The sequence below is a fragment of the Kocuria sp. UBA1838 genome (assembly GCF_002338785.1).
In the GTDB taxonomy this organism is placed as follows: domain Bacteria; phylum Actinomycetota; class Actinomycetes; order Actinomycetales; family Micrococcaceae; genus Kocuria; species Kocuria marina.
This window is the reverse complement of the sequence record NZ_DDIY01000003.1, coordinates 140,672-151,161: the sequence shown is the minus strand read 5'-3', so window position 1 is coordinate 151,161 and position 10,490 is coordinate 140,672. Positions and strand designations below refer to the sequence as shown.

Annotated in this window: 13 protein-coding genes; 10 read left to right on the top strand and 3 right to left on the bottom strand. The window is 68.4% G+C overall.

The window, feature by feature from the left end:
- Nucleotides 1-70: 70 nt before the first annotated feature.
- The 5 genes from B3I25_RS01585 (at nt 71) to B3I25_RS01565 (ending at nt 4,058) form a co-directional block, all read left to right on the top strand.
- A complete protein-coding gene (locus B3I25_RS01585; RefSeq protein ID WP_286737614.1) occupies nt 71-946 on the top strand; it encodes a prenyltransferase in 876 nt (291 codons plus the stop codon).
- Nucleotides 947-1,095: 149 nt separating this feature from the next.
- Nucleotides 1,096-1,458 (top strand): GntR family transcriptional regulator, encoded by a 363-nt coding sequence (locus B3I25_RS01580; RefSeq protein WP_098053664.1) that lies wholly within the window; start codon nt 1,096-1,098, stop codon nt 1,456-1,458.
- The gene (locus B3I25_RS01575) at nt 1,455-2,390 is read left to right on the top strand and encodes an ABC transporter ATP-binding protein (RefSeq protein WP_286737605.1); all 936 of its coding nucleotides are present in this window, start codon (nt 1,455-1,457) and stop codon (nt 2,388-2,390) included. The genes B3I25_RS01580 and B3I25_RS01575 overlap by 4 nt, the downstream gene beginning before the upstream one ends.
- Nucleotides 2,390-3,103 (top strand): hypothetical protein, encoded by a 714-nt coding sequence (locus B3I25_RS01570; protein ID WP_131333649.1) that lies wholly within the window; start codon nt 2,390-2,392, stop codon nt 3,101-3,103. The genes B3I25_RS01575 and B3I25_RS01570 overlap by 1 nt, the downstream gene beginning before the upstream one ends.
- Before the next feature lie 139 nt (nt 3,104-3,242).
- Nucleotides 3,243-4,058, top strand: a complete 816-nt coding sequence (locus B3I25_RS01565) for an alpha/beta fold hydrolase (protein WP_286737604.1) — start codon at nt 3,243-3,245, stop codon at nt 4,056-4,058.
- A 125-nt stretch (nt 4,059-4,183) separates the two neighbouring features.
- On the opposite strand, the gene B3I25_RS01560 is transcribed toward B3I25_RS01565, so the two are convergent.
- Nucleotides 4,184-5,161 (bottom strand): LLM class flavin-dependent oxidoreductase, encoded by a 978-nt coding sequence (locus B3I25_RS01560; protein ID WP_286737603.1) that lies wholly within the window; start codon nt 5,159-5,161, stop codon nt 4,184-4,186.
- A 281-nt stretch (nt 5,162-5,442) separates the two neighbouring features.
- Here B3I25_RS01560 and B3I25_RS01555 point away from each other — a divergent pair, with 281 nt between their 5' ends.
- From B3I25_RS01555 to B3I25_RS01540, 4 genes are all read left to right on the top strand, one after another.
- Nucleotides 5,443-6,153 carry an alpha-ketoglutarate-dependent dioxygenase AlkB family protein gene (locus tag B3I25_RS01555; protein WP_206479158.1) on the top strand — a complete coding sequence of 237 codons (711 nt, stop codon included), beginning with the start codon at nt 5,443-5,445 and terminating at the stop codon, nt 6,151-6,153.
- A gap of 141 nt (nt 6,154-6,294) precedes the next feature.
- Nucleotides 6,295-6,822: a flavin reductase family protein gene (locus B3I25_RS01550; RefSeq protein ID WP_098053659.1), complete on the top strand. Its 528-nt coding sequence runs from the start codon at nt 6,295-6,297 to the stop codon at nt 6,820-6,822.
- A 222-nt stretch (nt 6,823-7,044) separates the two neighbouring features.
- On the top strand, nt 7,045-7,704 hold the full coding sequence (locus tag B3I25_RS01545; protein ID WP_179861234.1) for a flavin reductase family protein: 660 nt from the start codon (nt 7,045-7,047) through the stop codon (nt 7,702-7,704).
- 152 nt (nt 7,705-7,856) lie between these two features.
- Nucleotides 7,857-8,411, top strand: coding sequence for a YceI family protein (locus B3I25_RS01540; RefSeq protein ID WP_064845635.1), 555 nt, complete (start codon nt 7,857-7,859; stop codon nt 8,409-8,411).
- A gap of 111 nt (nt 8,412-8,522) precedes the next feature.
- Here the strand turns inward: B3I25_RS01540 and B3I25_RS01535 are convergent, their stop codons facing one another.
- On the bottom strand, nt 8,523-8,774 hold the full coding sequence (locus tag B3I25_RS01535; protein ID WP_286737600.1) for a hypothetical protein: 252 nt from the start codon (nt 8,772-8,774) through the stop codon (nt 8,523-8,525).
- Between the two features lie 40 nt (nt 8,775-8,814).
- The gene (locus B3I25_RS01530; protein ID WP_286737599.1) at nt 8,815-9,570 is read right to left on the bottom strand and encodes a cell division protein CrgA; all 756 of its coding nucleotides are present in this window, start codon (nt 9,568-9,570) and stop codon (nt 8,815-8,817) included.
- A gap of 189 nt (nt 9,571-9,759) precedes the next feature.
- Between B3I25_RS01530 and B3I25_RS01525 the strand changes: the two genes are divergently transcribed.
- On the top strand, nt 9,760-10,401 hold the full coding sequence (locus B3I25_RS01525; RefSeq protein WP_064845633.1) for an anthranilate synthase component II: 642 nt from the start codon (nt 9,760-9,762) through the stop codon (nt 10,399-10,401).
- The last annotated feature ends 89 nt before the right edge of the window (nt 10,402-10,490 follow it).

The following is a 10,490-nucleotide window of genomic DNA, read 5'->3' as shown; positions in this document are numbered from 1 at the left end:
GGACGCGGGGCGCACGACGGACGCGGCGCTCGCGGTGCCCGAACGCCGGAGGCTGAGGAAAGGGGAGTCCGTGCTGAGTAAGCTCTTCTGGGCCTCGCGCCCCCTGAGCTGGGTGAACACCGCGTACCCGTTTACCGCGGCGGTGCTGTTGACCGGGGGCATCCCGTGGTGGCTCGTGGTGCTCGGCACGGTGTTCTTCCTGGTGCCCTACAACCTGGCCATGTACGGCATCAACGACGTCTTCGACTACGAGTCCGATCTGCGCAATCCCCGCAAGGGCGGTGTGGAGGGTGCTGTGGTGGACCGTGCCGCGCAGCGCCCCGTGTTGCTGGCCTCGTGCCTGGTCCCGGTGCCCTTCGTCCTGGTGCTCCTGGGCTACGCGGTGGTCACGGGCAACTGGGTGTCCATCGCGGTGCTCGCGGTCTCGCTGTTCGCCGTGGTGGCGTACTCGTGGGCCGGGCTGCGGTTCAAGGAACGCCCGTTCGTGGACGCGATGACGAGTGCCACCCACTTCGTCTCGCCCGCGGTCTACGGCCTGACGCTGGCGGGCGCCACGTTCACACCGGGACTGTGGGCGCCGCTCATCGGGTTCTTCCTGTGGGGCATGGCCTCCCAGATGTTCGGCGCGGTCCAGGACGTGGTCCCGGACCGGGAGGGCGGACTCGCGTCCGTGGCCACGGTGCTCGGGGCCCGGCCCACCGTGTGGGTGGCCGCGCTGCTGTACGCCCTGGCGGGCGGGCTCATGGTGTTCACCGAGTGGCCAGGCCAGCTCGCCGCACTGCTCGCGGTGCCGTACCTGCTCAACGTGCTGCGCTTCAGCGGTGTCACGGACACCGATTCCGGGCGGGCCAACGCGGGGTGGAAGACCTTCCTGTGGTTGAACTACCTCACCGGTTTCCTGGTGACCATGCTGCTCATCTGGTGGGCCACGGTGCGCCCGGTCTGACCCCGGCCGGTCGCTCGACGCCGCTCGCCCCCTCCCGGGGGCGGGCGGCGTCGTCGTTCTCGTCGTGATCCGATTCGTGAACCCTTGACCGCCTCGCCGGTTATGTGGTTCATTAGTAAAGTAATGAACTAAGGAGCTGGAAGTTCTCCATGACACCCAAACAAGACGGTCGCCCGATCTTCATGGTCCTGGCCGATCAGATCGCGGACGACATCCTCCAGGGCAACTACCCGGTGGATTCCGCGGTGCCATCCACCAACGAACTCGCCGCGTTCTACCGCATCAACCCCGCGACGGCGGGGAAAGCGCTGGGACGCTTGGTGGATCAGGGAGTCCTGGAGCGGCGTCGTGGGATCGGGACGTTCGTGGCCGCGGATGGCCCGGACATCCTGCGAGCGCAGCGCCGGGAGGCGTTCCATGAAGACTTCATCCAACCCGCCGTGGCCGAGGCCCGGAGGCTCGGACTCACACTCGACGACATGGTCGCACTCATCAGAAAGGTCTCGCCATGAGTTCTCCCGTACGACACACGGATCACCGCGAGAGCGCGCCGGGGCAGGGGATCCGGATCAGGAACTTGAACAAGTCCTTCGGCAAGAAGCACGTGCTGCGGGACATCACCGTGGATTTCGCGCCCGATCGGGTGCACGGGCTGCTCGGGGCCAACGGCGTGGGTAAGACCACGCTGATGTCCGTGATCCTCAATCACACGTTCCGCAACTCCGGTGAGGTGCTGATCGACGGTGAGGATCCGCGGGAGAACGCGCGGTTGCTCGAACGCACGTGCTTCGTCCACGAAGACCAGAAGTTCCACGACGACGACACCCCGGCCTCCCTGCTGCGCATCCTGCCCACGTTCTACCCCACGTGGGACACCGACCTGGCCGAGCGCCTGGCGTCCCGGTTCAAGCTGCCGATGAGCACGCGCACCAGCAAGCTCTCCCGCGGGCAGCGCAGCGCGCTGGCGATCGTCATCTCGCTGGCCGCGCGGGCGCCGTACACCTTCATGGACGAGCCGTACCTGGGGCTCGACCCCGGGCACCGAGCCCTGTTCTACGAGGAGAGCGCCCGCGCCATGGCCGAACACCCGCGCACCGTGATCCTCTCCACGCACCTGATCGACGAGGTGTCCGACCTGCTCGAGAACGTGGTCATGATCGAGGACGGCCGGGTCACGGTGGACGCGGACATCGACGACGCCCGGGACAGCGCGTTCGTGCTGCGCGGACTCGAACCCGTGGTCCGGGACGTCGTGGGCGCTCGCAGGGTCCTGCGCGAGCACCGACTCGGCAACATCCTCTCCGTCACCGTGGACGGCACCGCGACCGCCGAGGACCGGCGCCGCGCGGACGCCGCCAATGTCTCGGTGGAACCCGTCACCTTGCAGGAACTCGTGGCCGCGCGGGGCATGCGCGGCATCGACGACGCAGAAATGAGTGTGTGATGCAGTACGCCCGCCGGAACCTCGCGCTGTACCTGACCAACCGACTCAACTCCTTCGTGGTGGCCCCGGCCATCCTGGTCCTGGTCGCGATCCTCACGGTCGTGATCGGGCTGATCATCGGCATCCGCACCGGTCTGCCCCTACCGCAGCCTGTCCAGGACGGATTCCAAGCCAACCTGGCCGTGTTCTGGGCCCTCCCGGGCTTCCTGATCTCCCACGGCGCGCTGACCGCCAACCGGGGTTTCGCCGGCGCGCTCGCGTTCGGCAGCACCCGCCGGAACTTCTGGGCGGGCACGGCCATGGGTTTCATGATCACGTCCCTGGTGGTCGCAGCCGTGGGTCTCGTGATCCTGGCCGCGGAGGCCGCGACCGGGTTCGGGCTGGGGATCAGTTTCCTCACCATTCACGCCCTGGGTGACGGCAACCCCCTGATCGTGGCCGTGACATTGTTCCTGCTGAGTCTCATGAGCCTCTTCGCGGGCATGAGTTTCGGCGGGATCTACCGCGCGGCCGGGGTGATCTGGACCGTGATCTCGATCGTGGCCGTGGTGCTCGTGGCACTGGGTCTGCTCGCCGCGATCGTAGCCTGGCCGGACTTGTGGTTGGACCTTGCGAGCGAGCTCGGACGGTGGGGCATCCCGCTCGGCCTCGTGGTCGTCACGCTGATCGCCGGTCTCGCGAGCCGCGCGGTGGTGCGGTACGCGGAGATCTGAGCTCCCGGTACGACGCCGCTCGCTCCCTTCCCGGGGGTGGGCGTCGTCGTCGTGTGCGGGTCGTGTCGTGCGGGGGGTGCGTGGACTGCACCCCTGACATCACCCGCTCCCGGGCCACCCCACCTGACATCATGGCCCCATGAGCCGATCGACATTCACCACGCACACCGCCCACGTCAATGACACCGAGCTGGCCTACACGGACGAGGGCCGGGGCGAGTCCATCGTGCTGCTGCACGGCCACGCGTACGACCGCTCCATGTGGGACGGGCAGGTCACGACTCTCGCGGAGCAGGGTTGGCGCGTGATCGCTCCGGACCTGCGCGGGTTCGGCGAGTCCCAGGTCACCGAGGGGATCGTGTACACCGAGGAGTTCGCCGCGGACATCGTCGCGCTGCTGGACGAGCTCGGCCTGGAGACCGTGATCCTGTTGGGCTTCTCGATGTCCGGGCAGGTGGCCATGCAGATCGCCGCGTCGTACCCCGAACGGGTGAGCGCGCTGATCATCAACGACACGGTGCCCACGTCCGAGGACGCGGCGGGGCGGCGTCGTCGTCATGTGGCGGCGGACGGGATCGTGCGGGACGGCATGGAGACCTACGCGCAGAACGTGCTGTCCAAGATGATCGCGGAGGAGAACGTGGAGCGGCTGCCGGAGGTCGCCGAGCGCGTGCGTGAGATGATCCGGACCGCCCCGCTCGAGGGCTCCACCGCGGCCATGCGCGGGCGCGCCGAACGCAACGACTTCACCGAGACGCTGCGCGCGTGGGAGAAGCCCGCGCTCGTGATCGTGGGGGACTCGGACGCGTTCGACAACGGCGCGGGCCAGGCCATGAGCGAGCTGCTGCGCCACGGTGAGCTCGTGGTGGTCCCCGCGAGCGGGCACACGCCCAACATGGAGAACCCCTCGGAGTACGACGCCGCTCTGGGCGCCTTCCTCTCGCGCCTCGTCTGATCGGGCGGCTCGCGGGTGCCGCTCACGGGCGGAATGGCGGGCGAACATCTGAGTCCCGATAGTGCCTCGGAATCGCGATCCGGGTGCTTTATCGGGGCATGGATGTACCCGGGGATGCCCGGCGCTCAGTTCCAGTTGTCGGCGAGCAACTCCATGGCTGTGAGGACGTCCGGTTGGCGCGTGGCGGTGGGGGAGATCATCAGCTCGTCCGCATCAGCGTGTTCTGCGAACCGGTGCAGGTAGTCCACCACGGTGTCCGGGGTGCCCGCGCCGGTGTAACTGATCATGTGCAGGATCTGGGCGGCAGCGGGGGAGGCCATGACCATGTCCATCTCCTCGTCCGTGAACTCCCGGCCGCGGCCCACCATGGCCTTGACCCGGGAGCGCTGGGTCGCTTCCAACTGACGGGCGGCGTCCTGCGCGTCCTCGGAAATGATCACGTTCACCGCGGCGATCACGTACGGCTCCGCGAGCTGTTCGGACGGCTGGAACTGGGACCGGTACGCGGCCACGGCGTCCACGAGGGCGTCCGGCGCGAAGTGCGATGCGAACGCATAGGGCAGCCCGTAGGCCGCGGCCAGCTGGGCCCCGAACAGGGATGAGCCCAGGATGGTCAGCGGCACGTCGGTCCCCGCACCCGGCATCGCCTGCACGCCCGGGATGAGTGAGTTGCCGGTCAGGTAGCCCCGCAGTTCCTTGACGTCCTGGGGGAAGCTCTCGGCGGATTCGGGGGAACGACGCAGTGCGCGCAGCGTGCGCGGGTCCGTCCCCGGGGCGCGGCCGAGCCCCAGGTCGATCCGGCCGGGATGCAGCTCCGCGAGGGTGCCGAACTGTTCCGCGATCGTGAGCGGGGAGTGATTGGGCAGCATGACGCCGCCCGAACCGAGCCGGATGCGTTCCGTGTGCGCGGCCACGTGGGCGATCAACACTGCCGGTGCGGAGGACGCGATCGTGGGCATGTTGTGGTGCTCCGCGTACCAGACCCGCGTGTATCCCAACCGCTCCGCGTGCTGGGCAAGGATCACGGAATCCGCGAAACTCTCACCCACCGATTGGTTCTCGCGTACGGTGGCGAAGTCGATGACCGATAGGGGCAGTGCCATGAATGAAACCCTTTCCAGAGAAAACTTGCTGTAGGAATAACGGGCTCACGGGGCCCGATATTCCGCGGGCCGCTGCTCTCCCGGGTGTGCTGAACGGGTTGCTCGGGGTGGGAGGGGATGAGCGGGGGAGCGGGATGAGGGAGCGCCTACCGGCAGACTCGGGGCCACCACCGGACCCGGACTTGCCGGTTCAGTTCTCGGGGCGCCCTGCTCGGATCGCCCCAGCCGGCGCCTGGCGGCGCGCGTTGTGGGTGTCGGGGGTCGGTCATAGGCTCACGGGCATGGCCGAGTACGAGGTCACCGAGCTGTTCACCGTCCCCCGCGAGCCCACCGTGCTCGCGCCCGGGGCCGTGCACGTTCCCGATTGGCTCCCCGTCGCCCGGCAGCACGATCTCGTGGCCGCGTGCCGTGACTGGGTGCGCTCGGCCCCCATGCGTCACCAGGTGATGCCGGGCGGCGGTCGAATGTCCGTGCAGTCGGTCATGCTCGGCGCGAATCGGACCCCCTACCGCTACGGGGCCACCGGGGGAGCGGAGGTCGCGGCCCTGCCGGACTGGCTCGTGGACCTGGGTGCGCGGGCCGTGGCGGACGCGTACGGGGTGGTGGACGCGGGAGATGTGCGCGTCCCCGAAGTCGAGGACGTCGTCCGCGGTTTCGTCCCCGACTCCGCGCTGGTCAACTACTACGACGGCGCCGCGCACATGGGGATGCACCAGGACAAGGACGAGTTCTCGGCGGCGCCCATCGTGTCCCTGTCCCTGGGGGACACGTGCACGTTCCGCTTCGGCAACACCGAGACCCGCACGGCTCCGTACCGGGACGTGGAACTGCGCTCGGGGGACCTGTTCGTGTTCGGCGGACCCTCCCGGTACGCGTTCCACGGCGTGCCCAAAGTGTTCCCCGGCACGGGTGGCCTGCACCTGGGGTTGAAGAACGGCGGGCGGTTGAACATCACGCTACGCATGACGGGTGGACACCGGCGAGCACGCTGACGTGCTGAGAGCGACCCCGTCTGTCGGCAGACGGGGTCGGGCGCCCCGCTCGAACGCGAGGGTCTGCGTGCGGCTCGGCCACGAGAACCGGTGCCCCGCTCGGACCCGGGGCCGCGACGGGCGCGATGACACACTGGGGTCATGCAGAACGAGGCCCTGGATCCCCGCCCCACGGACGTGCAGGTGGAGCGCTACCGCACCCTGGCCGCCGATCACGCGGTGGGGGTGGGCGTGGTGTGCTCGCGCTACCGGGGCAAGGACCACGCGATCACCGTCACGGCGTTCGCGGACGTCTCTTACGATCCGCCCACCATGCTCGTGTGCCTGTACGACATGGGCCGCATGTGCGAGGCCGTGGAGAGCACCGGCACATGGACCCTATCCCTGCTGAACGCGGATCAGCGCTCTGTGGCGAATTGGCTCGCGAGTCCGGGCAACCCCGTGGACGGACTGCTGGACACCGTCCCGTTCCACCGCACCGAGCGCACGGGGACGCCTGTGATCGACGGGTGCCTGAGCTGGTTCGAGCTGGACACCGTGTCCACCCACACCGCGGCAACCCACCTGGTGGTCGTGGGGCGTGTTACGGCCATGGGCCGAGGGGTGGACGCGGGTGCCGCGGACCGTCCCCTGATCCATTTCGCGAGGGAGTACAAGAGCATCGGGTGATCCCGGCCGCGGGTGGGCGTACGGTGAGAAGTGGGGGATCGCGCGTCGCACGGTGCGTAGCGGTGGTGTCCCCCCAATGTGACGTCTCATTGCGCCGTGTGGCCCAGAATGTGGACTACGAAATCATGTGTTGGACATGAGATGGCTGGCAGGATTTAGCCTGTCCGGATAACGGCGGCCGGACCGCCGATCCGGGAACACAGCCGTGTGAGAGGACCCACCATGCCGGACCGCGTCAGCCAGAACACCTCAGCAGATCCCGAGACCCCCGACCCCGGCCAGGGGTTGGACGGTGTCCCGGCATCCGGGGGTGAGGCAGAACGGGTCGCCGCACATGCCGTGGACCTCGTGGCCCCCACGGAGGCGCTGCACAGCGATCCGCGCCTGACGGAAGGGTTCAAGTCCGCGTTCGGTCAGCATCCCGCGGGCATCGCGATCATCACGGTCGCCGGGCCGGAAGGCCCCGTGGGCCTCACGGCGTCCTCCGTCTCCTCCATCTCCGCCGACCCACCGATCCTCGGCTTCTCGCTGCAGGCCAAGCGCGGTTCGGCGGCCGTCGTGGCAACGGCCGATTCCTTCGTGGTGCATTTCCTGGATTCGGACAATGTGGAACTCGCACGGTCCTTCGCCATTTCGGGTGCACCCCGTTTCGGGGACGACATGGAGTGGACCACGCTGTCCACAGGCGAGCCCCGTTTGCTCGGGGTGCGCCGCGTGCTGCGGGCCATCCCGCTCGCGCGGATCAAGGCCGGGTCGGCGCTCGTGTTCAATGCCGCCGTCGTGGAGGTCCTGGGTGAAGAGGGCTCGGGCAGCCCGCTTGTGTACCACCAGCGGCAGTTCCACGGCCTCAGCGACAGCTCGGTGCTGGACCTACACCTCTGACGGGCGGGCCTTCGCCGTGCCGTGTGTGACGCTGTTCACCCAAAGTTTTCTCCAGAATAGGTTGACGCATCAAACAGTGGGTCGTAAATTAGTTTCCGAAGCAACCAATTGGGCCGTCCGACGACGGCCCGCCCGATGCCAAGGAGGAACGAATGACCACGCTCGAAGGTATGACCCCCGGAACCTGGACCCTGGACCCCGCCCACACGGAGGTCGCGTTCTCCGTCCGCCACGCCGGTATCTCCAAGGTGCGCGGCGTGTTCAGCGACGTCTCCGGTGAACTCAACGTGGCCAAGGACGCTTCGCAGTCCAACGGCCAGGTGACCGTGGGGATGAACTCCGTGGACACCAAGAACGAGACCCGCGACAACCACGTGCGCTCGGCCGAGTTCTTCGACGTGGAGAACCACCCGCAGATGACCTACAAGATCACCGGCCTGGAGCTCAACGACGGTGAGGGCACCGTGACCGGCGAGCTCACCCTGCGTGGCGTGACCAAGCCCGTGAAGCTGGACGCCGAGTTCAACGGCGTGGCCGTGGACGCCTTCGGCACCACCCGCGCGGGCTTCACCGCCTCCACCTCGATCTCCCGCAAGGAGTTCAACGTGACCTGGAACGCCGCCCTCGAGGCCGGCGGGGTCATGGTCTCCGACAAGGTGCGCATCGACCTGGACGTGGAGTTCACCGCTCCGGAGTCCACCAACTGAACGACTCGCACCTGAGCATCTCGCGCCCGAGCGACTCGCTCCCCGCGTGAACAGTGCCCCACCGGTTGTCCGACCGATGGGGCACTTGCGTTCCGCGGGGCAGGAGCGCGGCTAGCGCAACGACTGCACGATGAAGTAGATCAGCGGCACGAGCACGAGTCCCACGAGCGCGATGCGCCGCACCCGCACCTCCATACGCGCGGGGTTGATCCGGTACCCCTCGCGGCGGGTTTCGTTCGCGTCTCGGCGCGACGACGCCTCGGACAGGGGCCCCGGAGCGGCGTCGTCGTCCGGGAAGTTCCGATCGGGGGGCCCGGCGCCCCGCCCGTCATCGGGTGACGAGAGGTGAGGGGAAGTGTTCACGAGGCCTCCTGCGGGGCGCGAGTGCGGATCGGTGGCAGGGTCAACGCCATCTGGTAGTCATGATGAGCCCCGCCAGCATGAACCCGAGCCCGATCACCAGATTCCACACGCTGATCCCGGGGATGGGCACCATGCCCTGGAACAGGTAGTAGGTGATGATCCACAACAGCCCCAGGATCATCAACCCGATCATGACCACCTTGTACCACAGCGGCGTGGGCTGGTAGTCGGTGGACCGGCGCTCGCGCTTCTCCGCCTTGGCGGCCTTCGCCGCACGACGTCGCTCGTCCCGCTGCAGCTTCTTGCGCGCCGCGGGCGTCTCCGCGTCCTCGCTCGTATCGGACGTGCCGACGCCCGGCTCGTCGGTGGGCCCGGCCTCGCCGGACGCGTCCGCTCCGGACGTACCGGCCCGGGCCACCTTCATGCCGGATTCGTTCGCTACAGCGGTCCCGGAAGCGGACACGGATGCCGCGGTCGCCCGCTTCTTCCCCGCCCGGCCCTTACCGACGGACGTCGTCTTGCCAGCGGGCACAGCCGGGTCACCGGACGCATCCCCGGTACCGGGCGCAGCGGCGTCGTCGGCGAGACCGTGGTCGGTCGCCGCATCCTTGGTGGAGACGGCCGAGGACCCGGACTTGCGCGCGGCAGAACGCTCGAAGGACGCGGCGGCGCTGTTGCGGGGAAGGATCTCCGCCGCGAGGGCGGCGAGTTCGCGGTCCCGTTCCGTGAGGGCGAAGTCCTGTGTGTCGTCCTGCGACTTACGGGATCGACCGAAGCGCTTCTTGGGCTCAGACACTGGCGTTCTTTCCTCCTGCTGCGTGGGCACCACGTCCGGGCGTGGCCCGGGGGTGGGTTCGCGGCCGTGGCGGCCCGCGGGTGCGGCGGGGACCGGTTCCTGCCGCGAGATCGGCGTTCAGTCTATCCGCCCGAGCGGGCGTAGACTGGCGCGAGTTCTGTCAATTGGTGAACGTGCAGGAGTTCTTGAGTGTCTGTGAAGATTCTCGTCGTGGATAACTACGACAGCTTTGTCTACACTTTGGTGGGGTATCTGCAGCAATTGGGGGCCCAGACGACCGTGGTGCGCAACGACGACCTGGACGTCGCCGCGGCCACCGCTCTCGCCGGTGAACACCAAGGTGTCCTGCTGTCCCCCGGCCCCGGTGCCCCCGCGGACGCCGGCGTGTGCGCGGACCTGATCCGCTGGGCGGAGCACACCAGGACACCGTTGCTCGGCGTGTGCCTGGGCCACCAGGCGCTCGGTGAAGTCTACGGCGCTCGCGTGGGCCACGCCCAACAGCTCATGCACGGCAAGACGTCCCAGTTGGTGCACCACGGGGACAGCGTCTTCCCCTCGGTCCCGTCGCCGTTCACCGCGACCCGGTACCACTCGCTCGCCGTGGCCGCGGACACCGTCCCGGACTGCCTCGAGGTCACCGCGACCACCGAGGACGGGCAGGTTGTCATGGGTCTCAAGCACCGCTCCGCCCCGCTGCACGGCGTGCAGTTCCACCCTGAGTCCGTGCTCACGGAGGGTGGCTACCTCATGCTCGGCAACTGGCTCGAGGAAGTGGGCCAGCACGGTGCCGCCGCAGCGGCCGCGGGGTTGTCCCCGCTCATGACCGCCTGAGAACCAGTTCCGTCAGAGGCACCCGGACCGCACACTCCGTCGGAGCGAGGTCCGTCGAAGCAGGGCCCCGCACAATAAGACCCGGCCGA